The sequence below is a fragment of the Corynebacterium sp. genome (genome assembly GCF_030538285.1).
In the GTDB taxonomy this organism is placed as follows: Bacteria; Actinomycetota; Actinomycetes; order Mycobacteriales; family Mycobacteriaceae; genus Corynebacterium.
The window spans coordinates 41375-64776 of record NZ_JAUNUG010000009.1; the positions used below are offsets into that span (position 1 = coordinate 41375).

Here is a 23402-nt window from a genome sequence, read left to right on the forward strand (position 1 = left end):
GTAGACATGGCCAAGCGACCGTTCACCAAGCGCGCGAGTTTCTATGTGCCGCGTGGGTTGACCGAGGTGCCCGACCACCCGGTCGAGGCCACGGAGCGCCCGTACAACGGGTTCATCATCCCGCTGGCGAAGTCGCTGATGAAGGCGCAGGGCATCCGCCTGACGGTGTTCGGCGCGGAGAATATCCCCTTGGAGGGTCCGGCGTTGCTGGCGGTCAATCACACCGGCTACTACGACTTCATCTTCGGCGGCATTCCTGCGCACTTGCGCGGGCGTCGGCTGGTGCGGTTCATGTCGAAGAAAGAGATTTTCGACGCCCCCGTCGCCGGTCCCCTCATGCGCGCCATGAATCACCTGCCGGTGGATCGTTCCGCCGGTGCCTCTTCGCTTATCGACGCCGTCGAGCGCCTCCGCGCAGGCCAGCTCGTCGGCATCTTCCCGGAGGCCACGATTTCCCGTTCCTTCGAGCTCAAGGAGTTCAAGAACGGTGCGGCGCGTATCGCCGCGGAGGCGGACGCTCCGCTCATCCCCATGGTGATCTGGGGTTCCCAGCGCATCTGGACCAAGGGGCATCCCAAGCGTCTCGGCCGCACGAAGACCCCGGTGTTCATTCGTGTCGGCGAGCCGGTGGATCCTTCCGGTGATCCCGATGCGGCGATCGCGCGCCTCAAGGACGCCATGCAGGTGCTGCTCGACCGCGTGCAGGACGACTACGCCCGGGCCTACGGCCCGTTCCCAGCTGGTGAGTTCTGGATCCCCGCTGAGGATGGTGGTTCCGCGCCCACGCTTATCGACGCCGACCGCATCGACTCCGAAGCCAAAGCCGCGAAGATCGCTAAGGCGGAAAAGAAAGCTGCCGCCAGGTTGGACCAGCGCGCCGATGCGAAGCTCGGCAATGCACGATCCTTCATTGACAAGGTGAAGGAAAAACTCAGGAGATAAACCATGGAGACACCCGGCCCGGCCCCGAAACTGGTGGCCAGTGACGTTGACGGCACGATCATTACCTCGCAGGAGCGCGTTCTGCCGCGAGTCCGCGACGTCATTGTCCGCGCTGTACAGGCGGGGACCGAGGTGGCCTTGGCCACCGGGCGTCCGCATCGCTGGATCTTTCCCGTGCTCGACCAGCTGCCCATCCGGCCGGTGTGTGTCACCGCCAACGGGGCGGTGGTCTATGACTCCGCGAATGACCAGGTCATCGCCTCCCACACCCTGACTCCTGACACGATGAGCGAGGTCCTGGAGCTGGCCCGCGAGGCTTTCCATGAAGTGGGGGGTGTGTCCGTGGGCTGCGAACGCGTCGGGCATTCCGCCTTTGACCCGGAGGAGGAGATGTTTGTCGTCGCCCCTGATTTCCTCCACACCTGGGAGGAGCAAGCCTTCGGTGTCGTCCCCGAGCACGAGGTCATCTCCGAGCCGGCGGTGAAGATGCTCCTGCGCCACGAGGGGCTCAGCGCGCCGGAGATGTTCGACATCCTCGCACCGTTCATCGATACCGACGTCGCGCACGTCACCTTCTCCATGAACGAAGGGTTGCTGGAGGTCGCCGCCCCCGGCGTGACCAAGGCGCTCGGTGTTTCGACCCTGGCCACCATGCACGGCATCGACCGCAGCGAGGTCATCGCTTTCGGTGACATGCCCAATGACATTGAGATGCTCGCCTGGGCCGGCATCGGAGTGGCCATGGGCAACGCACGCGATTCGGTGAAGGATGTCGCTGACTTTGTCACCGGCACCAACGATGAAGCCGGCCTGGCGCAGGTGCTGGAACGCTGGTTCTAGGATGAACCCATGACGGCTTCGCATCCGAAACAATATGTCGCGGCGATTGATCAGGGCACCACGTCCACCCGTTGCGTCATCATCGACGAGTCTGGCCAGGTCGTTTCCTCCGGCCAGTATGAGCACCGGCAGATCATGCCGCGTCAGGGCTGGGTTGAGCACGATGCTCTGGAGATCTGGGCGAATACCCGCCGGGCTGTGTCCAGCGCGATGGTGGACATTGACGTGTCCCCGGACCGCATCGCCGCCCTCGGTGTCACCAATCAGCGGGAGACCGCCGTGGTGTGGGAGGCCGCGACGGGTAAGCCGATTCATAATGCCATCGTGTGGCAGGACACTCGCACCGCTGGCATCGCCGGGGAGGATCCGCGTCGTTGGCTTGATCGCACTGGTTTGCTGGCGAACTCTTATCCGGCGGGTCCGAAGATCGCCTGGATCCTCGACAATGTCGATGGTGCCCGGGAGCGCGCGGAGGCCGGGGAGCTGTTGGCCGGCACTATCGATACGTGGCTGTTGTGGAACCTCACCGGCGGCGCCCGGGGTGACGATGGCCGACCCGCAGTCCACGCCACTGACGTCACCAACGCCTCCCGTACCCTGCTCATGGATCTGCGCACCTGCCAGTGGGATGAGGAACTCTGCGCCGAGATCGGGGTGCCGCTGCAGGTGCTGCCGGAGATTCGCCCGTCGCTAAGCCAGTTCGGTGCGGTCCGTCGCCGCGGCACCCTCGCCGGGGTACCCATCACCGGTGTCCTCGGCGACCAGCAGTCGGCCATGTTCGGCCAGGGGTGCTTTGAAGTCGGCGATGCCAAAAACACCTACGGCACTGGCTTGTTCCTGCTGCTCAACACTGGTGAGAAGCCGCAGTTCTCTGACCATGGTCTCCTGTCGACCGTTCTCTATCAGCAGGAAGGCGAATCCCCGGTGTATGCCCTGGAGGGTTCGGTGGCGGTCGGTGGTTCGCTGGTGCAGTGGCTGCGGGACCAGCTGGGGATCATCCGCTCCGCCGAGGAAGTGGAGCGGATCGCCGCCGACGACAACGGAGGGGTGTTCATCGTCCCGGCGTTCTCGGGGTTGTTCGCCCCGCGGTGGCGTCCGGATGCGCGCGGTGTCATCGTCGGTCTCACCCGCTTCGCCGACCGCACCCATATCGCCCGCGCCGCCCTGGAAGCCACCGCGCTGCAGAGCCGTGAGGTCGTCGAGGCGATGGTCGCCGATTCCGGCATCGAGCTGAACAGCCTGCGGGTGGATGGCGGCATGACCGCGAACGATACCCTCATGCAGCTACAGGCTGACATCCTCGGCGCCGAGGTTGTGCGCCCCAGCAACATTGAGACCACCGCACTCGGGGCGGCTTTCGCCGCGGGCATCGGCGCCGGGTACTGGTCCGGCTTGAAGGAGGTCCGCTCCCTACAGACCCCCGATCAGGCATGGGAGCCGCAATGGTCGGCGCAGCGCCGGGACGAGTTGGTCGGGGAGTGGAATCGGGCGGTGGAAAGGTCACTGGACTGGGATTAGGCCTCGACGTAGGTGGGTGGAACATCGGGTGGTTTGCGCCAGGGTAGGTAGTGGCGGGGTTCGGTGGGCTCTGGTGGGGCCTCGATAATGCCGCGGTAGGCGTTGTATCTCTCGGCGGCGGCTTGCGCCGCGAGGCGTTCCCGGCGGCGCAGGCGCCGCTGGTGGAAGGTCTGCACCCAGCGCTTCTGTTTCGGGGCCAGCGGCCCGGTGGCCTCATCGACCACCCAGCTGCCATCGGGAAGGAACCAGTACACATCCCCGGTGGGGTGATCGATGAGGTAGAAGATCTGCCGGTCAGTCTTCCGGTTGTGGTGATGCCGACACAGCATGATCATGTTCGCTGCGGTAGTCGGCCCGCCGTCTGCGTGATTGATCCGGTGGTCAGCATCGCAGGCCACGGCCTTGCGGTTGCAGCCCGGCCAGCGGCAGATCCAATCACGCCCGATGAGCAGCGCCCGGATTGCCGGGGTGGTCTCATAGGATAAGGTAGCCAGGTCCTGGGCCTCATCCATGTCCCGGGTCTTGGTGAGAAACTCCTCCAGGATGGCCGTCGATTCGCGGGTGAGGATCCCACGATCAGCGTGGAAGGCAGGGGCATCGGGGACATCGGAGGCCCGGTAGATGTTGGTGATCACCGTGGAGGTGATCTGGCCCAGGATGAGTCCGACCATGGCGTTGGCCTGGGAGCATTCCTGCTCAGCGGCGGCCTTTTTCACCGCATCCGCGATGAGGGTGCCGGTGGCCTGGTCGACGGTGAGATCAAACCGCACCTGCCCATCGGCCAGGTCTTCGACCTGCAAAAGATTGATCTGATCCTCGACCGGGGGCAGGGAGGAAAGCAGCTCACCGGGATTCTCGCACGGTGTAGGACCATCCTCGGGTGCCGGTACCTCTGGGTCAGGGATTGCGGCGTCCTCCAAGCTGAGGATGGTGGCCTTGACGGTCTTTCTGATCGTCGAGTTCGACGGGGTCAACTGGCGGGGACGCGAAGGGGTGAAGCGATCCATGAGGTCATCATCGAGGGCCTCCCAGAAGAAGTCATCGTCCTGGATTGCCACCGGCGCTTCACACACGGCACTTTCGATGGCGGAGAGCTGGTTCATATCCAGCAACCAGGTCTCCTCCACCATGGCCTTGACCTTGGGGAGGCGATCGAGGCACTCCAGGGCGTCGAGAAAGCGGGCCTGTCGGTGTTTCGGCTCACCGAGTTCGCTGTAGAGCACGGTGGAGAGCATCGTCCAGTCTTCATGGCTGAGGACATCAGTGATCGGCAGGGCTGAACGCCACATCTCATATTCGGCCCGCACCTTGGCGATCCGGTACGAGTAATGGAAGTTCTTCTCGTCCAGTACCGCCCAGGATGGCTTCGTCATGGGTCTCACCCCCTCCCGATCTAGTGTTCGATTATCCGTTCGAAACACACCTTAAACGACGCCTCGGACATGGGGGTGATTAACGGGGGTGAATTCCTGCAAAAGTGCAGGTAGCGGCAACGCAAAGCGGCCCCCGACAGTGAAGTCGAGGGCCGCTGAAGGGGGCGTCGATTAGCTCAGTTTGACGTCGACGTTGCCGTCGGCGGGATTGAAGGTGATGTAGCCACCCTCGAAGTCGACGCGGATGAGGTCGCCCTCGTTGTACTGCTCGTTGAGCGGCATGCCGAGCGGGCCCAAGTCGAAGCCCTGCGCGGCCCACAGGTCGCCGATCACACCCCAGAGAGCGCGGGCCTCGGGGGCGTCCTGTTCGTCGATGATGATGCCGTTATCAAACAGGGCGTAGGTGGTGCCGGTGGTATTGATGCCGCCGCGCGGATCGCCGAGAACCGCACCATAATTGCCGCCCACGCGGTCCACGGCCTGGGTGATCTTCGGGTCGCTGGCGAGGGTCGAGACGACGTCAAGAACGGGCTTGAGGTCCTCGAGTTTGACGTTGTCCAGGATCTGGACATCGCCAACCTGCTGGGTACCGCCCGGGAGAGATCCGTTAGAAGCCAGGAAGGCCACGGCCAGGCCAGCGAGGGTGCCGGCGATGGTGAGCAGGGCGGTAGTGTCGCCACCCGCGGCACTGCTCAGCGTGTTCACGGCCGGGTTGGACGGTGCCGGCTCGCGGTTGACCGGCGGATTCGGACGCGGCTGCGTGGTGGTCGGCGGGGTGGTCTGGGTGGTTGTCGGGGAGGTCGTCGGGGTGTTGTCCGTCAGTCCTCCGGAACGCATCTGCTCGGCCTTCTTTGCGGCGATGCTGCGGATGGTGCCCATCTGCGCGTAGCCGTACTGGCCGGGGCAGGCGTTGACGTGGGCATCGCGGTGCGCGAAGACGTTCGACAAGGTCATGGGGACGCCGCCGGTGTGCCTGGAGCCGGGGAAGCTCAGCGGGGTGTAGGAGGCGGAGCCCTGCGGATTGAAGCCTGCGAGAGCGGCCTTCCAGCCGATCATCTCACCAACGGACTGGATCATCGCCGGGGTGGTGGGGACAACATCGTAGTTGCCCATCATGGAGATGCCGAAGGTGCCATGGTTGAAACCGCCGACATGTGCGCCCTGGACGTTCTTGTCCAGCCCGCCAGCGCGGCCTTCGTAGATGGTGCCGAACTTATCGACGACCGCGTTGTACCCGATGTCACACCAGCCCAGACTGTTGGCGTGGTAGTTGTACATTCCGCGCATGATGCTGGCGGACTGGGCCCGGGTGTAGTTATTGGAGCCGGCGGTGTGGTGCACCGCGGCGGCCTGCAGCTTGGGGTCGACGGTGACGCGGCAGCGGTTGCCGGACGGCGCGCCCCAGCCGGCGCGGGAAACCACCTTGGGCATGCCGCGGGTGATGGAGTCGGTGGCCAGTGCGATGCCACCCTCGGCGGCGTTGCCGTCGATGAAGACCACATCGAGGTCCTCGGGTGCGGCGACGTCGGCGACGGGCTGGATGTCGCCGTAGTTGGTCGGCAGCGGGGCGAGGCCGGCGGAGACCGGGACCTCGACAGCCGGAACATCAACAGCCGCCTCCTCGGCGATGTTGATGTCCACCTCCGGCTCCTCCGGGGCGCCCAGGATGTCGACGCCGGTGATGGAGACCTGGACCTTGTTGGTGGGCTCGACGTAGAGGAGCTCGGTGCCGTTCTCGCCGTTGGGGCCGAGCTGGCCGATGGCCTCGGCGTCCCACCACGGGCCCCAGGAGCCGTCGGGCATTTCGGCGCGGACGAAGGCGGCGAGGTCGCGGTGATCGGTCCAGGTCAGGGCGAACATGGTGAACTGCTCGTCGCGGGTGAACTCCTTGACCGTGCGCGGGCCGGGGATGCCGGACTGGGCGGCGATGGCGGCGTCGTCGATAAGCACGTTGTCGCCGGAGGCGAAGGAATCGGTGGCCTGGAAGACCTCGACGGGGCCGGTGCCGGCGTCCTGGGTCTGGAGGATCTGGTTTCCGCCGAATGCGGCGGAGACGATGAGGGCAAGGGACAGGACTACGGCCAACGTCGGGTTGACGCTGGTCTGCCCTGTGGCGATACGGCGTCGCTGCTGCACGGTGGGGACTCCCTGGTTTGTTGCGCAAAAAATAACGGATACAGGTGTGACGTAAAGGTCACCAGTGAACTCTAGTACACATCTGCGCCCCATGATACTGGTGTGACAAGAATTAACCTTCGAGACGCCCGGCGTGTCGTGCGCGGTGTTGCAGCGGGTGGGAGGGGCGGGCGTCGATTAGCCTGAACCCCATGACTTATGACCTCATCGTTGTCGGCTCCGGACTGTTCGGACTCACCGTCGCGGAGCGCGCGGCCAGCCAGCTGGGTAAGAAGGTGCTCATCGTCGAGCGTCGCAACCACCTCGGCGGCAACGCCTACTCGGAGGCTGAGCCGGAAACGGGCATTGAGATCCATAAGTACGGCGCCCACCTCTTCCATACCTCTAATAAGAAGGTGTGGGACTACGTCAACCAGTTCACGGATTTCACCGGTTACCAGCACCGCGTGTTCGCCATGCACGACGGCACCGCCTACCAGTTCCCCATGGGACTGGGCCTGATCAACCAGTTCTTCGGCCGCTACTACTCCCCGGATGAGGCGCGTGAGCTGATCAAGGAACAGGCCAGCGAGATCGACTCCAAGGAGGCCAACAACCTGGAGGAGAAGGCGATCTCGCTCATCGGCCGCCCCCTCTACGAGGCGTTTATCCGGGATTACACCGCCAAGCAGTGGCAGACGGACCCGAAGAACCTGCCGGCCGGCAACATCACCCGCCTGCCGGTGCGCTACAACTTCAACAACCGCTACTTCAATGACACCTACGAGGGCCTGCCTGTCGACGGTTACGCCGCCTGGCTGGAGCGGATGGCGGAGCACGAGCTTATCGACGTCTCGCTCCACACCGACTGGTTCGAGGTCCGCGATGAACTTCGCGCGCAGTCCCCGGACGCCCCGGTTGTCTACACCGGCCCGCTCGACCGCTACTTCGACTACTCCGCGGGCCAGCTCGGCTGGCGCACCCTCGACTTCCATACTGAAGTCCAGCAGACCGGTGATTTCCAGGGCACCCCGGTGATGAACTACAACGATGCCGACGTTCCCTACACCCGGATCCACGAGTTCCGTCACTTTCATCCAGAGCGGGAGGATGTGTACCCGAAGGATAAGACGGTGATCATGAAGGAGTACTCGCGCTTCGCGGAGGAGGGCGACGAGCCGTACTACCCGATCAACACGCCGGAGGACCGCGAGATGCTCAAGGCTTACCGGGAGCTCGCCGCGGCCGAGGTGCGGAATAATAAGGTGCTCTTCGGAGGTCGCTTGGGTACGTACCAGTACCTGGATATGCACATGGCGATCGCGTCGGCGCTGACCCTGTGGGAGAACAAGCTGGTGCCGTTCTTTGCGGAGGGTGTGGCGCTGGAGCAGGAGCGCGGCCACTAGTTGTGCGGCGGGGCCCCGCGGGAGTAAAGTTAACTCTAGGTTAACAACGAGGAAACGCCAGGTGTTTCCAGCCCGACTGAAAGGCCCCTGATCATGGACCGTTACGCCATCGTCCGCGAGGATATGCACCGCCGGTACGGGCAGTACTTCTACGCCCGCACCATCGACGAGCTCCTTGACGAGAAGATCGCCGCCGCCGAGGCCAACGCCAAGATCGACACGTTCCTCCCTGTCATCGTTGAGCGCGAGGTCTCCGAGATCCTCGAAGAGCGCGCCGAGGCCAAGGGTCGCAGTGGCACCGCCCGCCCAGAGGTGCTCTTCGTCTGTGAGCGCAACGCTGGCCGCTCCCAGCTGGCTGCCGCCATCACCGCCCAGGCAGTGGGCGACCGCGTTTTCGTGCGCTCCGTCGGCCTGAATCCCGTGGGTGGCATTGACCCGCAGGTCATCGAGGTGCTCCAGGAGCGCGGCATCCCCACTGGTCACCTGTACCAGAAGGAGATCGTGCCCCGCACGGTGCACCGCGCGAGCGTCGTGGTGCTGCTGGGCGTCGACGAGGTCCCGGGCATCCCCGCGGACCGCATCGAGCGCTGGGACATCGCCGACCCGGCCGGTCAGCCCATCGAGAAGGTCCGCGAGATCGCCGATGACATCGAGGCGCATGTCAAGGAGCTGTTGGTGGAGCTCGGCAAGGCTGATTACGCCGCCTAGAAAGATGCTTTTCGACGCCCCCTCGTGGGGCGTTTTTCCATTGTTCCCGGCTTAAAGTTAACTCTGGGTAAACACCTTTGACCTGCGGGTTTGGGAAATCTAACGCCAAAGTCCCTGCGCGCCTACTTGCGTGTTCACCTTCTGTTCACTTAAGGTTAACGCTAAGTGAACAACACGAAAGGGTCAGAACAATGCAGAACTTCCAGTCCGTCCGCGAGGATCTCTACACCCGCTTCGGCCACCGCGCCGATTCCGCCGTCATCGACGAGATCCTCGATTCCGTCATCGACGAGCACGTCGCCACCGCGCGTCTCGCCGACTTCCTCCCCGTCCTCGTCCACCGCGAGGCCGCCGGCCGCATCGAGGACCACTTGTGGACTCACGGTGATGTCGGCACGCCGCGCAAGAGAATTCTCTTCGCCAGCCGCACCAACGCCGCCCGCGCCGTGCTGGCCGCCTCCCTGGCCCGTCACATGAGCGATCGCGGTGTGGTCGCCACCATTGCCGACACCCACCCCGAGAACCGTGAGGATGCCCTCATCGAGTGGGTCATGGATGAGCGCGGCCTGGCCGCCGACGGCGTCACCTACCGCGCGCCCCACCGCACCCTGTCCGCCTCCGATGTGGTCGTCTACCTCGACGCCGAGGAGCCGCACGACCTGCCGGGACGCACCTACGTGCAGTGGAACATCCCTACCACCGACGGCCTGGGCATCGAGCAGATCCGCACCTTCGCCGACAACCTGGAATCCCGCGTCGGTGAGCTGCTCACCGCACTCGGTGTGCCGACCCGCTCCCGCGAACTGGCCGCCTAGAAACCACGGGAGGCTCCCCCGCCGGAGAACCCGCCCGAAGAATATCCGGTCGTAGCCGAGGATGATGCCGACTGGGACGCCTGCACATCGGCCGTGTGCCAGGTGTGAATGATGCCGTAGGGGACGTAGTTCCCGTAGCCGTAACCGGGGCGCCAGGTGCTGTCCCAAAGTGCGGGGGCGTGGTGTTTGTCGCTCATCTTCACCTTGGAATCCGCGTAGAGCTTCTGCTGGGCCGCCTCCATGATGATGCGCTGCTCCGTGATGAGATCGGCGAAGTGATCCATGAACGCCGGATCCGTGAGCCGATCGCGAAGGGCGAGGACGCGGACGTCGATACGCTCGAGGCGGGCCTGTAACTCGGCGTCGTCGAGGGCGATTCCGGCGGCGAGGATATCCTCATGCATCTCGGTGAGCTCACGGCGCCGGATGTCGGCGTCACCGTGCTCCATTCGCGCCAGCGTCTCGATATTCTCCTCCGCAGCTTTCATCCTGGTGACCTGCTCGTGTGCGGTAGCCAGCGCCTTATGGCGTTTCCTGAACTCCTGATCCGGTGAATCCACCGTGAGCCCGTCAAGCTGGTCGAAGGTCTCGTTGAGGCCGAGGAATCCGCTCTTGACCTCCTCCCACTGGCCGCGCAGTTGATCATTGGCCAGGGGAGAGGTGAGCGAATGGGCGCGGACATCAATGGCCTGCAGTTCCTGCGCAACCCGCCCATAGTCCCGCTGGATGACGTCGAATTGCTCACGGGCCTTGCGGGCCTGGGAACGGCGCGTAGCGATGACCGCCCATGCGGCGGCCCCCAGACCCACTACCGCGCCACCGAGTCCGAAGACCCAGCCCACCCAGGCCGGGAACTCGGAACTCTCCCGCACTGCTGTCGGGTCGGCCACGGCACGGGCTCCCTCGAGCATGCCAGCCGCCCAATTGCCGTCGCGGAGCGGCTGCTCCATGCGGTCGAGGATGCCATCCTGGCGGCCGGTGGAGTAGAAGCTGATGGCATCGCACACGTCATCGCCGCAGTACACGCCCATACGGCGCGGGTCGAGGCCAACCGCGATAATGAGCGCGCCGGGCGCGAACTTGTCACCCTCGGCAGAGATCAGGTCGGGACGGGAGTCCTCCCCGAAGTAGCGGACGGTGTCGTTGAGGTTGTCGTCATTCTCGGGAAACAGAATGTAGGTGACGTCGGTGACCTCGGCCGGCAGCTCAATGCCCGGGGTGCGGTCGCGGAGGAGCTCCTCATCGGCAGCCGAGAGCTCTTCGGCGAGGTCAAGGACCTCGACCCGTTCGGCGGCGGAAGCGGCCGGGGCGAGCCCGAGGAGACCGATTCCGAGGAGGAGCGCGATGAGGAGGGATCTCATGGCGCCCAGGATAAGCGTTTGTTATCGGTGAGTGGGGCCCAGATTCCGCCCGCGGGGCACTACCCTTGTTCCGGAGATGAGTCGAAAGGCGGATTCACCCGACGTGAACAACACTCAACACACCCCCGTCCGCGAGATGCTGCAGCGCATCCTCCTGCCGCGCAAGGGCGAGCCGCACGATGTGCGCATGCTCTACCTCATCGAGGCCGAGCACAACAAAGAGCGTCTGAGCTGGGAGGACCGGGTTACCATCACGGTCCCCGCCGGTGCGGAGGCCTCTTTCCAGACCTACTTCAACGCTTTCCCCGCCAGCTACTGGCGCCGTTGGTCGCAGCTGGATCATGTCCTGCTGCGGATGAACATCGCCGGTCAGGCCAGCGTCGAGGTGTACCGCTCGAAGATTGACGGCACGCGCGTGGCCGTCACCGGGCAGCTCGTCACCGATAATGTGGCCGAATTCACCATCCCGCTCTCCCATTTCGAGGACGGCGGCTGGCTGTGGTTCGACGTCACCGCGGAAAAAGACACCACCATCACCGAGGCCGGCTGGTACGCCGACCGTCAGCCCGGCCCGCAGACCATGCCGGACGGCACGCAGGTCGGGCCCTTCGACAAGCGCGTCACCGTCGGCATCCCGACGTTCAACCGCCCCCACGATGCGGTCGCCGCACTGCAGGCCCTCGGCGAGGACCCACTTGTCGACGCCGCCATCGCCGCCGTCATCATGCCCGATCAAGGCACCCAGCACCCCGCCGATGAGCCCGGTTACGAGGAGGCCACGGCGCATTTCGGGGAGCGCTTCCACGAGTTCCGCCAGGGCAACCTCGGCGGTTCCGGTGGCTACTCCCGCATTATGTACGAGGCCCTCGGCGACGTGGCGGAGGCGCCGTTCATCCTCTACATGGATGACGATATCGCCATCGAGCCGGAGTCCATCCTCCGCGCCGTGCAGGTCGGCCGATACGCGAAGTCCCCGATCATCGTCGGCGGGCAGATGCTTAACCTGCAGGAACGCTCACAGCTGCGCACCATGGGTGAGATCGTGCAGGGCCATGACTTCATGTGGGGCCCGGCCCCGCACTCCACTTACGACCACGATTTTGCGAAGCACCCGCTGGGCGACGGCGAGGAGGAGACCCGCGACCTGCACCGTCGCATCGACGTCGACTACAACGGCTGGTGGATGTGCATGTTCCCCGCCGTGGTGGCCGAGCAGATCGGGCAACCCCTGCCGCTGTTCATCAAGTGGGACGACACCGAGTACTCCCTGCGCGCCGGCAAGGCGGGCTTCCCTACGGTGACCTGGCCCGGCGTGGCCATCTGGCACATGGCGTGGGCCGATAAGGACGATGCCATCGACTGGCAGGCGTATTTCCACCTGCGCAACCGCCTCATTGTCGCGGCGCTGAACCATGATGGTCCCGTCGACGGGCTGATTGCCTCGATGCGCAAGTCCACTTTCAAGCACCTCATGTGCATGGAGTACTCGACCCTGGCCATCCAGATCGAGTCGATGAAGGACTTCCTCGCCGGCCCGGATCAGCTCTTCGACATCCTCGAGACCTCCCTGCCACGTATCGCCGCGATCCGGAAGAACTACTCCGACGCGGTCGTCCTGCCTTCTGCCGCTGACCTACCCGCCGCCTCCGGCGCGCCGGGTGTGCCCACCGCGGACATCGGCGGGCGCCTGGCCAAGATCAAGAAGGTCGGCTGGCTGCTCAAGGGCCTCAAGCACTCCCTGGGCAAGGAGGACCCGCGTCACCACGAGACGCCGCAGGCCAACCTGTCTCCGGCGGAGGCCCGTTGGTTCTCGCTCTCGCGTCTCGACGGCGCGACCGTCACCACCGCAGGCAACAACGGCGTCGCCTACCGCAAGCGCGACCGCGAACTCGCCGAACGCCTGCTCAAGGAGACATGGGCGCTGCAAAAGGAGATCGCCGAGCGTTTCGACGAACTCCGCGACACCTACCGCGCCGCCCAGCCGGAACTGGTCAGCCGCGAATCCTGGAGGAAAATCTTCGAATGAGCAACCGCGAAGTTGAACTGTTGATCAAGGTCCAGGACGCGCTCGTCGATAAGCAGGGGGTGATCCCTGCAGCCACGACGTTGTCGCACTTCGGTGAGCACGCCCTCGGCTGGTTCGCGCTGTCTGGCGCGGGCGCGGCCCTCGATGCCCGCCGCCGCCGTCAGTGGCTGGCGCTGGGTGCCTCGGCGTTCACTGCCCACGCCGCCTCCGTGGTGATCAAACGCATCGTGCGCCGCACCCGCCCGCACGACCCGCGGATCAAGGTGGGGGTGGGCACGCCCTCGCGGTTGTCCTTCCCCTCCTCCCACGCGACTTCCACCACCGCCGCGCTGGTCAGCCTGTCCGACCTCACGGGGTCGAAGGCGCCGCTGCTCGGTGTTCCCGTGATGATGATCTCGCGTATGGTTCTGGGGGTGCATTACCCGACCGACACCCTGGCCGGCGCCGTCCTGGGAGCCACCACGGCCAAGGTCATCACCGCAATCGAGAGGAAGAGCGCGTGAGCGAGTCACACCCGGTCGAGGAGAAGACCGGCATCTTCTACCCGGAGCCGCACACCGAGGGGATCGACAACACCCGCAAACGGCGCCCCCCGAAGAACCTCCCGGACGCCATGATCAAGGCGCTGCGGCCGAAGCAGTGGGTGAAAAACGTCCTCGTGGTCGCGGCCCCTGCGGCCGCCGGCGCTGAGGCGCTCACCGATGGTCGCACGCTTCTCGACGTCCTCCTCGCCTTCATCGTCTTCTGCCTCGCTGCCTCGTCGATCTATCTGGTCAACGATGCCCGCGACGTCGAGGCCGATCAGCAGCACCCCACCAAGCGTTTCCGCCCCATCGCCTCCGGCATGCTGCCGGTGGGTCTGGCCTACGCCATGGCCGTCATCCTCATCATCGCGGCGGTCGGCCTGTCCTTCCTGGCCTCCTCCGGGTGGGGGCTGGCCGCGGTGGTGGCGGTCTACATCGCCCTGCAGCTGGGCTACTGCTTCGGCTGGAAGCACCTGCCGGTGATCGATATCGCGCTGGTCTCCTCCGGTTTCATGCTCCGCGCCATGGCCGGTGGTGTGGCCGCGGGGATTGAGCTGTCCCAGTGGTTCCTCCTGGTCGCCGCGTTCGGTTCGCTGTTCATGGCCTCCGGTAAGCGCTACGCAGAGCTGCAGCTGGCGGAGCGGACCGGTAAGAAGATCCGCCGCTCCCTGCAGGGATACACTGCCACTTACCTGCGTTTCGTGTGGACCTTGGCCGCCACGGCCGTGGTCATGAGCTACGCGCTGTGGGGTTTCCAGCTCTCCAACTCCGTCGAGGGGATGGCCGGTGTCTGGTACCAGGTCTCTATGGTGCCGTTCACCATCGCGATCCTGCGCTATGCGGCCGACGTCGACCGTGGTGCCGGTGGGGCGCCCGATGAGATGGCCCTGACGGACCGTGTCCTGCAGGCGCTGGCACTGCTGTGGATCCTGTGCATCGTCATGGCGGTGTACCTGGTGCCGATGCTCTAGTCCACACCTGCCCCCCTGCTAACATGAGCACCTATGACCACGGCTGCCGGAATGCGCTCGCGGGCCTCGCTGACCTTGTGGTCCGGGGCCGGCGCGGCCCTGGTGCTGGCGATTCTGGCATTCATCGGGGGGTGGCGTCGGCGCTGGATGAGCGATGACGGGCTCATCGTTTTGCGCACCGTCCGCAACCTGCTGGCCGGCAACGGCCCCGTGTTCAACGCGGGGGAGCGGGTGGAGGCCAACACCTCCACCCTGTGGCAGTACCTCATTTACCTGGCGGCGCTGGTCACCGATGCCCGCCTGGAGGTCATCGCCACTTGGTTGGCGCTGGCCTTCACCACCGCCGCCCTCGGTGTCGCCGCGTGGGGCACCGCCCGGCTCCACCGTCGACGCGCCAGCCTGATCCTCATCCCGGCCGGCGGGCTCGTCTACCTGGCGCTGCCGCCGGCGCGGGATTTCGCCACCTCCGGCCTGGAGTGGGGTTTGAGTCTGCTCTGGATCGCGGGGCTGTGGTGGCTTCTGGCCACCTGGTCGCACCCGCCCACCGGGGGACGGCATGCGAGCGCTCCCCGCGACCACATCACCTATGCCCTGGCCTTCTGGACAGGTATCTCCTGGCTCGTCCGCCCCGAGTTGGCGCTCTACGGCGGTTTGGCGGGCCTGCTGCTGCTTGTCGCGGCGACGTCCTGGAAGCAACGCGCCCTCATCCTGGCGGTGGCGCTGCCGGTTCCGGCCGCCTACCAGATCTTCCGCATGGGCTATTACGGTCTGCTCACCCCGCACACGGCGGTGGCCAAGTCGGCCGGCGACGCAGAGTGGGCCTCCGGGTGGGACTACGTCCTCGACCTCACCGAGCCCTACGTCCTGTGGGTGGCGCTGGCACTGCTGCTCGCCCTGGGGGCGGTGACGTTGTGGCGCTTATCGACGTCACGCACGCCCCTCAACCTGCGTTCCCCCGTCACGGTGACCGCCCTGGTTCTGGTGGCTGGCACCCTCCACCTGCTGTATGTCCTGCGCGTCGGCGGTGACTTCATGCACGGCCGCATGCTGCTGCTGCCCCTGTTCGCCCTGCTGCTGCCGGTGATGGTGGTGCCGTTGACGGATCTTCGCTCCACCTCGCTGCGCTACGACGGCCTGGCAGCCCTGGGGCTGGCGTCGCTGTGCTGGTGGTCGGTTACCACCACCATCAATGGCCACCCCATTGACTGGGAGACGGACTACGAGGAACTCGGCATTGTCGATGAGCGGGACTTCTGGACGTACGCCACCTTCCGCGAGAAGAATGATCCGCCGATGTTCGCCACGGACTTCCTCACGGCCAAGGCCATGAATGACTACCCGGAGACCGCGCAGCGGGCCGTCGCGGAAGACGTGGGCCTGATGACGATGTTCGGCCTCAACGAAGAAGAATTCTCCTGGACCACCGGCCCCCGTATCCCGCGCGAGTACGAGGGAGGCGATCCCACCGGGCTGGTAGGCCACCCGCCGACCCTTTTCCACATCAACTTGGGTATGACGAGCATGAACGCGCCGTTGGAAATGCGCGTGCTGGACACGGTGGGGTTGGCCACCCCCCTGGCTGCCCGCCAGCCGCGTGACCCGGACGCCCGGGTCGGGCACGACAAGTGGCTGCCTTTTTCCTGGCAGGCCGCCGACACCTCCATGCCCCTGGACTATCTGCCGCCCTGGTACGACCAGGAGGAGACGACGAGGGTGCGGGAGTCATTGCAGACCCCGGCGATCGCCGAGCTCATGGCCTCCTACCGGGAACCGATGAGCCCGAAGCGTTTCCTGAAGAACATCCGCTTCGCGCTCACCGACGGGCGCACCCTGGAGCTCAGCCTCGACCCGGATGAGGTCATCGAGGAATATGGCCCCGTTACCCCCGGAATAAGGTTGGCGTGGCCAAACAATATTTCGCCCGAGAACCCCAGGTAGACCCCACAATTGTCACAGCTAGGTAACGAAACAATGAGCTTTTCGTTACCTTTTGCTCTAGAGTGTCACGCAGTAGGGACTCGGATGTGCGTAACGGATGCGCAGGTGCGGTCGATAGTCCCAAAGTAGATACGCCAAAGCCGAGGAGAACAATGTCCGTCAACAGCGTGAGCCGCAAGGCCATCGCCCTTCTGGTCGCTTTCGCCACCGCCATCACCGTCATGGTCACCGGTGGTGCCGGTGTGGCCAAGGCTGACAACCGTGGGTGGCTGCGCCCCGACAACACCGGTCACTGTGAGTGGGACGCCGTCGCCTACTGGGTCCAGCGTTGTGACGTCTGGTCCGAGTCGACCGGCCACAACATCACTGTCCAGATCCAGCCGGCCGGCCGTGGCGGCAACGCCGGTTTCTACCTGCTCGACGGCCTGCGCGCCACCAACCACGCCAACGCGTGGACCGTGGACCGCAATGCCCCCCGCACCTACGCCGACTCCAACATCACCCTCGTGATGCCCGTCGGTGGCGCCGGTTCCTTCTACGCGGACTGGGAGAACCCGGCCACCTACGACCTGAACAACCCGGTCACCTACCAGTGGGAGACCTTCCTCACCTCTGAGCTGCCCCGCTACCTGCAGCAGCACTTCGGCGTCGCCCCGGACAACAACTCCATCGCCGGCCTGTCCATGGGTGGCACCGCGGCCCTGAACCTGGCTGCCAAGCACCCGGGCCAGTTCCGTCAGGCCCTGTCCTGGTCCGGCTACCTCACCCAGACCATGCCGGGTATGCAGACCCTCATGCGTGTCGCGCTTCTTGACGCCGGCGGCTTCAACATCAACGCCATGTACGGCACCCTCATCAGCCCCCGCCGTTTTGAGAACGACCCGTTCCTCAACATGGAGGGCCTGCGCGGCAAGGACGTCTACATCTCGGCCGCCACCGGTATCCCCGGCCCGGAGGACGCCGCCTACCCGCTCAACCTGAAGCTCTCGGGTGCTCCGCTGGAGATGCTGGCCCGCGTCTCCACCCGCCTGTGGGAGGGTAAGGCCCGCGCCAGCGGCCTCAACGTCACCGCTGATTACCCGATCACCGGCATCCACAACTGGACCCAGTTCGGTTACCAGATGGAAAAGACCAAGCCGCGCGTCCTCGACGTGATGAACGCCTGGTAACAGGCTGCGGCGAAACCCCGGAAGGAACTCCTTCCGGGGTTTTTCGTGTTCGGCACGGCGTGGCCTACGCTAAAGTCTCAAGTTCAACTTAAACTTAAGCAAGCCATACGGCGACTATAACTTCAACAACCTTTCACTGGCGTGTGACGTCGGGAACGGGTGGGCGTCGATAAGCGCACCCCGGGGGAGGGGAACCCCCGGGAACCACCCGTACCTTCACGCACCCCGGAAGTACTAGACAACCGCGACCCCCACAAGGATCCACACCATGCGCGACACCGCATCCCGTTCCCCGCAGCGCCGGCGCCACTGGCTCGCCGCTGTCGTCGTCCCGACCGCCCTCGCCCTCGGCATGTCCGTGGCACCGCACGCGCAGGCCCAGTCCGCACTGCCCGGCAGCTCCAACCTCTCGGATTCCATCCGTCCCTCCGACCCGCCGCAGCGCACGCCGATCGAAACGACCTACCCGGACATCGCCAACTTGCCGGAAGGTGTCGACGTCGAGCGCATGGAGTGGATCACCGACCGCCGTGTCGCCCTGTTCATCCGCTCCGCCGCCATGCCCGATGAGCTCATCCAGGTCCAGATGCTGCTGGCCCGCGACTGGCACTCCGCACCGAACGCCACCTTCGCCGAGGTGTGGGCGCTCGACGGCCTGCGCGCGCGTGAGGATGAGTCCGGCTGGACCATCGAAACCAACATCGAGCAGTTCTACGCCGACAAGAATGTCAACGTCATCATGCCCGTCGGCGGCGAATCCTCCTTCTACTCCGACTGGCAGCAGCCCGACAACGGCAAGCACTACAAGTGGGAGAGCTTCCTCATGCGCGAGCTGGTCCCCATCCTGGACCAGGGCTTCCGCTCCAACCAGGACCGCGCCGTCGTCGGCCTGTCCATGGGTGGTACCGCCGCAATGAACCTCGCCCAGCGCAACCCGCACATCTTTGACTTCGTCGGCTCCTTCTCCGGCTACCTCGACACCACCTCCGCCGGCATGCCGCAGGCCATCCTGTCCGCCCAGCGCGACGCCGGTGGCTACGACGGCACCAAGATGTGGGGCCAGCCCGGCCACCAGGACTGGATCGACCACGACCCCAAGTACGGCATCGGTGAGCTCAAGGACATGAAGGTCTACGTCTCCGCTGGCAACGGCCGCGATGACTTCGGCCAGGAAGGCTCCGTTGCCCGCGCCCAGGCCAACGCCGCCGGTGTCGGCCTGGAGATCCTCTCCCGCATGACGTCGGAGACCTTCGTCCGCAAGGCCCGCTCCGAAGGAGTCGAGCCGATCGTCCACTTCCGCCCCTCCGGAGTTCACGCCTGGGACTACTGGCAGTTCGAGATGGCGCAGGCCTGGCCGCACATCGCCAACGCCCTGTCCCTGTCCAAGGAAGACCGCGGTGCGGAGTGTGAGGTCGGCGGCGCCATCGCCGAGGCCACCAAGTCCGGTGTCATCGGCTCCTGTGTGACCAACGAGTACGACGTGGAAGGCGGTAAGCGCCAGGACTTCCGCTCCGGTGTGGCCTACTGGTCCCCCGAGACCGGCGCCCACGCCCTCCACGGCCGCATTAACGCCCGCTACCAGCACATCGGCGGCCCCGCCTCCTGGCTGGGCTTCCCCACCACCGGCGAGCGTGCGACCCCGGACGGCAAGGGCCGTTACGTCCACTTCGAGAACGGTTCCATCTACTGGACCCACGGCACCGGCGCCTGGGAGATCCCGGCCAAGGCCATGGACGCCTGGAGCAAGGACAACTGGGAGCGCGGCCACCTCGGCTACCCGACCGGCGCCCCGCGCGACGCTGCCGGTGGGCAGGTCCAGGAGTTCCAGAAGGGCGCCATCGTCACCACCCCGGGCGGTGCGGCCCACATCGTCCACGGTGCCATCGGCGCGAAGTACAAGGAACTGAACACCGTGGAATCCGAGCTCGGCTTCCCCAAGGGCGGCGAGAAGCCCATCCGCGGCGGCGCCTTCCAGGAGTTCGACAACGGCAACATCTACTGGTCCGCCGCCACCGGTGCCCACTACATCAAGTACGGTGACATCTTCGACCACTGGGGCACCCAGCGGTGGGAGCAGGGTAAGTTCGGTTACCCGACCGCAGACCACGCCAACATCCCGGCCGGCGGTGAGATCGTCCGCTTCCAGAACGGCACTATCCGCCAGGTCAACGGCCAAATCCAGGAGGGAGGCAACTAATTATGCGCACACGGGCGCTCATCGCCGTACTCGCCGGAGCTCTCACGCTCACCGCCTGTGGTGGTGCGACCGTCGATAATGATGCCGCCACCACTACCTCTGTCGCGCCCCTCGAACGCGCCCCGAAGCAGAGCACCACTACTTCGGAAGCGCCGGACGAGCAGGAACGGGAGACACCCAGCCGGCAGCAGCCCCGCCCCGCCGACCCGGAACCACAGGACCGCGCCGCGCGCGAGGTCGACGAGGTCCCCGAGAGCAGCTTCCCCCGTACCGCGGAGGACGTCGCCTACCTCGGAGAGCTCAGCGACGAGAAGATCGACGTCGACGGGGTGGAGGATCAGCTCATCGGCACCGCGGCCACCGTCTGCGACGGCCACGACAATGAGCTGCTCAACGCCACCCTCCCCGCCGTCGCTGGCCAGCTCATCGAGCAGGGCCGCACCGACCAGTCAGTGGAGGAGGTGACGGACATCATCGAGTCCGCCGCCCGCTCCGCCTACTGCTAGACCCGAGAAGAAACCCCCATGCGCAAGCTGTTGACCATTCTGGCGGTGCTCGCCCTCGTGCTCCTCATCGGAGTCGGGACGTTCCGCTTCCTCCAGACCACCGAGGACGTCCCGCTTCCCCCGGGCGTCCCCGAGCCGACGGAACTACTCCAACCGGAGTGGTGCCCCGACGTGGAGGTCATCGCGGCGCCGGGAACGTGGGAGTCCGCCCCTGGCGACGACCCCGTCCACCCGACCGCCAATGAGTACAGCTTCATGCTCTCGATCACCCGCCCCCTCCAGGAGCGCTTCCCGGCGGAGGACGTCAAGGTGTGGACCCTGCCGTACACCGCCCAGTTCCGCTCCATCCAGGCGCAGCACGAGATGTCCTATGACGACTCGCGCCAGGAGGGACAGTCCGTCCTGGAGGCCGAGATGGTCACCCTGCACGAGGACTGCCCCTACACCGACTTCATCCTGGCCGGATTCTCGCAGGGTGCCGTCATCCTCGGTGACGTCGCCCACCAGATCGGCCAGGGTAACGGCGTGGTGCCGGCCGACCGTATCAGGGGTGTCGCCCTGATCGCGGACGGCCGCAGGGAACCTGGTGTGGGCCAGGTTCCCGGCACCCAGGTGTCCGGGGTGGGCGCGGAGGTCGCGCTGCAGCCGCTCAACCTGTTCGTCCAACCGATCGTGCCGGGCGCCACCATGCGGGGTCCGCGCGTCGGCGGCTTCGGTGAGTTGCATGATCGGGTGTGGGACATCTGTGCCCCCAATGACAGCATTTGCGACGCCCCCCGCGAGATCGGCAACGCGCTCGAGCGGGCTCAGGCGCTGGCCTCCGCCAATGGGGTCCACGCGCTCTATGCCACCAACCCCGATGTCATTCCGGGCACGACCACCAACGCGTGGGTCGTGGAGTGGGCCACCGAGCTGATCAACCGCTGACCGGTGCCACGAGAACCCGGGCCGGCGGGTACCCTGTTTGGTAACGGAAGTATCACAAAGCGGGACTAACAGTAGGTGTGCCTGCTCTGTTAGGTTGGCACAAAGACTTTAGCCATCGAAAACATCAGAGAAGTTTCTAAGCGGCCCGTGGGTCGATGACAGAGGAGAAGTATGGACCTGCAAGCGGCGATGAGCCAGTTCTTCAACGACAAGGGCGAAATTGTCCTGGCCCCTCAGCTCACCCTCGCGGGCCTGGCTGAGCTCATGTACCAGGGCGATCTCCAGCTCGGCGGTGGCGAACGCCAATGCCTGCGTTTCTGGGACTTCTCCGAATCCCGCGAAGGCACTCCGGTCGACTTCACCCGCACCGAGATCAACACCCGCATCAAGGCCGTCGCCGCGCGGCTGCAGCAGGTGGGCAAGATCGGTGACCGTGTCGCCATCCTGGCTAACAACTCCCCGGAGTACATCTTCGGCTTCATCGGCGCCCTCTACGCCGGCATGACCCCGGTGCCGCTCTACGACCCCTCCGAGCCGGGCCACGCGGATCATCTCAAGGCCGTCTTCGCCGACTGCGAGCCCTCCTTCGTCCTCACCAACTCCGGTTCCGCCGCGGCCGTGCGCGAGCACTTCGCCGAGGTGCCCTCCCGCGAGCGTCCCCGCATCCTCTCGGTGGATTCGCTGCCGGACACCCTGGCCACCTCTTACATGAACCCGATGATGACTCTGCAGGGTCAGCAGCTCATGGCGTCCATGTCGACCATGCCGGTCGACCAGCCCGCTTTCCTGCAGTACACCTCCGGTTCCACCCGCGTCCCGGCCGGCGTGCAGCTGACCAACCGCTCCATCCTGACCAACGTGCTCCAGATCTTCACCGCCGCGCGCCTGCGTATGCCGCTGCGTCTGGTGTCCTGGCTGCCGCTGCACCATGACATGGGCATCATCCTCGCCCTTTTCGTCACCATCCTCGGCCTGCCGAACGAGATCATGTCGCCGCGTGACTTCATCCAGCAGCCCAAGCGCTGGGTGGATCAGCTCAACCGCCGTGACTCGGATGAGGGCATCTCCGTCTACACCGTCATCCCGAACTTTGCTCTCGAGCTGGCCGCCCGCTACGGCCAGCCGAAGGACGGCGAGACCCTGGATCTCTCCGCCATTGACGGCATCATCATCGGCTCCGAGCCGGTCACCGAGAAGGCCCTGAACACCTTCAAGGAGGCTTTCGGCGAGTACCAGCTGAAGGCCAACGTCCTGCGTCCCTCCTACGGACTGGCGGAGGCTTCCCTCCTGGTGACCACCCCGCAGACCAAGGAGCGCCCGGTCATCTCCTACTTCAACCGTGAGAAGCTCGCGGAGGGTGTCGTGGAGTTCGTGGAGAAGGATTCTGAGCTGGCTGTCGCCTTCGCCTCCAACGGCCAGGTGGTCAAGCCCCAGAACCTCACCATCGTGGACCCGGAGACCCGCGCCGAGCTGCCGGATGGTCAGATCGGTGAGCTGTGGGTCAAGGGCGACAACCTGGCTGCCGGTTACCTGGGCCGCGAGGAGGAGACCGCCGAAACCTTCGCCAACACTCTGGGCGAGCGTCTGCCGGAATCGCGTGTCGACGCCGCCGCCACCGACGATGGCTGGCTGGCCACCGGTGACCTGGGTGCGATCGTCGACGGCGAGACCTACATCACCGGCCGCCTCAAGGACCTCATCGTCATCGCGGGCCGTAACCACTACCCGCAGGACATCGAGTTCACCGTCATGAACGCCTCCGATCATGTCCGCCCGGACTCGCTCGCCGCGTTCTCGGTGAGCGCGGACAATTCGGAGGAGCTCGTCCTGGTCATCGAACGTGATGACAAGGCCGAGGAGTCCGGCGACGCCGCGGCCGTGGAGCAGATCCGCGCCGCCGTCACCAGCGCGCATGGCGTCACCCCGGCAGATATCCGTTTCGTCGGCCCGAACGAGATCCAGCGTTCCTCCGCCGGTAAGATCGCCCGCCGGGTGATCCAGAAGGCTTATCTGGCTGGGCGCTAAACGGCGCGTGACCAGGAGGATGTAACGATCGGTTCGGCGGC

18 protein-coding genes are annotated in these 23402 nt (G+C 65.5%); 15 read left to right on the forward strand and 3 right to left on the reverse strand.

Annotated features, from left to right (window positions below):
• Positions 1-6: 6 nt before the first annotated feature.
• From Q4G50_RS04775 to glpK, 3 genes are read left to right on the forward strand one after another with little or no spacing between them, the layout of a single operon-like run.
• Positions 7-942 (forward strand): 1-acyl-sn-glycerol-3-phosphate acyltransferase, encoded by a 936-nt coding sequence (locus tag Q4G50_RS04775; protein ID WP_303376502.1) that lies wholly within the window; start codon positions 7-9, stop codon positions 940-942.
• 3 nt (positions 943-945) lie between these two features.
• Entirely contained in the window at positions 946-1782 is an 837-nt protein-coding gene (locus tag Q4G50_RS04780) for an HAD family hydrolase (protein ID WP_303376503.1), read from the forward strand.
• A gap of 9 nt (positions 1783-1791) precedes the next feature.
• Complete coding sequence (glpK, locus tag Q4G50_RS04785; RefSeq protein ID WP_303376504.1) at positions 1792-3300, forward strand: glycerol kinase GlpK; 1509 nt, start codon at positions 1792-1794, stop codon at positions 3298-3300.
• On the opposite strand, the gene Q4G50_RS04790 is transcribed toward glpK, so the two are convergent.
• Entirely contained in the window at positions 3297-4673 is a 1377-nt protein-coding gene (locus Q4G50_RS04790) for an HNH endonuclease signature motif containing protein (protein WP_303376505.1), read from the reverse strand. The two genes, glpK and Q4G50_RS04790, sit on opposite strands and share 4 nt — an antisense overlap.
• A 171-nt stretch (positions 4674-4844) precedes the next feature.
• Positions 4845-6809 carry an N-acetylmuramoyl-L-alanine amidase gene (locus Q4G50_RS04795; RefSeq protein ID WP_303376506.1) on the reverse strand — a complete coding sequence of 655 codons (1965 nt, stop codon included), beginning with the start codon at positions 6807-6809 and terminating at the stop codon, positions 4845-4847.
• Between the two features lie 191 nt (positions 6810-7000).
• On the opposite strand from Q4G50_RS04795, the gene glf reads away from it, so the two are divergent.
• From glf to Q4G50_RS04810, 3 genes are all read left to right on the forward strand, one after another.
• Positions 7001-8194: a UDP-galactopyranose mutase gene (gene glf / locus Q4G50_RS04800; RefSeq protein ID WP_303376507.1), complete on the forward strand. Its 1194-nt coding sequence runs from the start codon at positions 7001-7003 to the stop codon at positions 8192-8194.
• Between the two features lie 93 nt (positions 8195-8287).
• Positions 8288-8902, forward strand: a complete 615-nt coding sequence (locus tag Q4G50_RS04805; protein ID WP_303376508.1) for a low molecular weight phosphatase family protein — start codon at positions 8288-8290, stop codon at positions 8900-8902.
• Positions 8903-9093: 191 nt separating this feature from the next.
• The gene (locus Q4G50_RS04810) at positions 9094-9717 is read left to right on the forward strand and encodes a three-helix bundle dimerization domain-containing protein (protein ID WP_303376509.1); all 624 of its coding nucleotides are present in this window, start codon (positions 9094-9096) and stop codon (positions 9715-9717) included.
• Here Q4G50_RS04810 and Q4G50_RS04815 read toward each other — a convergent pair.
• Positions 9714-11078, reverse strand: coding sequence for a DUF5129 domain-containing protein (locus tag Q4G50_RS04815; protein ID WP_303376510.1), 1365 nt, complete (start codon positions 11076-11078; stop codon positions 9714-9716). The two genes, Q4G50_RS04810 and Q4G50_RS04815, sit on opposite strands and share 4 nt — an antisense overlap.
• A 136-nt stretch (positions 11079-11214) precedes the next feature.
• On the opposite strand from Q4G50_RS04815, the gene Q4G50_RS04820 reads away from it, so the two are divergent.
• The 9 genes from Q4G50_RS04820 (at position 11215) to Q4G50_RS04860 (ending at position 23361) form a co-directional block, all read left to right on the forward strand.
• A complete protein-coding gene (locus Q4G50_RS04820; RefSeq protein ID WP_303376530.1) occupies positions 11215-13104 on the forward strand; it encodes a glycosyltransferase in 1890 nt (629 codons plus the stop codon).
• A complete protein-coding gene (locus Q4G50_RS04825) occupies positions 13101-13607 on the forward strand; it encodes a phosphatase PAP2 family protein (protein ID WP_303376511.1) in 507 nt (168 codons plus the stop codon). The genes Q4G50_RS04820 and Q4G50_RS04825 overlap by 4 nt, the downstream gene beginning before the upstream one ends.
• Entirely contained in the window at positions 13604-14599 is a 996-nt protein-coding gene (locus Q4G50_RS04830) for a decaprenyl-phosphate phosphoribosyltransferase (protein WP_303376512.1), read from the forward strand. The genes Q4G50_RS04825 and Q4G50_RS04830 overlap by 4 nt, the downstream gene beginning before the upstream one ends.
• 33 nt (positions 14600-14632) lie before the next feature.
• Complete coding sequence (gene zomB / locus Q4G50_RS04835; RefSeq protein WP_303376513.1) at positions 14633-16537, forward strand: flagellar motor control protein ZomB; 1905 nt, start codon at positions 14633-14635, stop codon at positions 16535-16537.
• A 152-nt stretch (positions 16538-16689) separates the two neighbouring features.
• Positions 16690-17706 carry an alpha/beta hydrolase family protein gene (locus Q4G50_RS04840; protein ID WP_303376514.1) on the forward strand — a complete coding sequence of 339 codons (1017 nt, stop codon included), beginning with the start codon at positions 16690-16692 and terminating at the stop codon, positions 17704-17706.
• A gap of 268 nt (positions 17707-17974) precedes the next feature.
• Positions 17975-19903, forward strand: a complete 1929-nt coding sequence (locus Q4G50_RS04845; protein ID WP_303376515.1) for an alpha/beta hydrolase-fold protein — start codon at positions 17975-17977, stop codon at positions 19901-19903.
• 2 nt (positions 19904-19905) lie between these two features.
• Entirely contained in the window at positions 19906-20409 is a 504-nt protein-coding gene (locus Q4G50_RS04850; RefSeq protein WP_303376516.1) for a hypothetical protein, read from the forward strand.
• An 18-nt stretch (positions 20410-20427) separates the two neighbouring features.
• Positions 20428-21336 (forward strand): cutinase family protein, encoded by a 909-nt coding sequence (locus Q4G50_RS04855; protein ID WP_303376517.1) that lies wholly within the window; start codon positions 20428-20430, stop codon positions 21334-21336.
• A gap of 171 nt (positions 21337-21507) precedes the next feature.
• Positions 21508-23361, forward strand: coding sequence for a FadD32-like long-chain-fatty-acid--AMP ligase (locus tag Q4G50_RS04860; RefSeq protein ID WP_303376518.1), 1854 nt, complete (start codon positions 21508-21510; stop codon positions 23359-23361).
• The last annotated feature ends 41 nt before the right edge of the window (positions 23362-23402 follow it).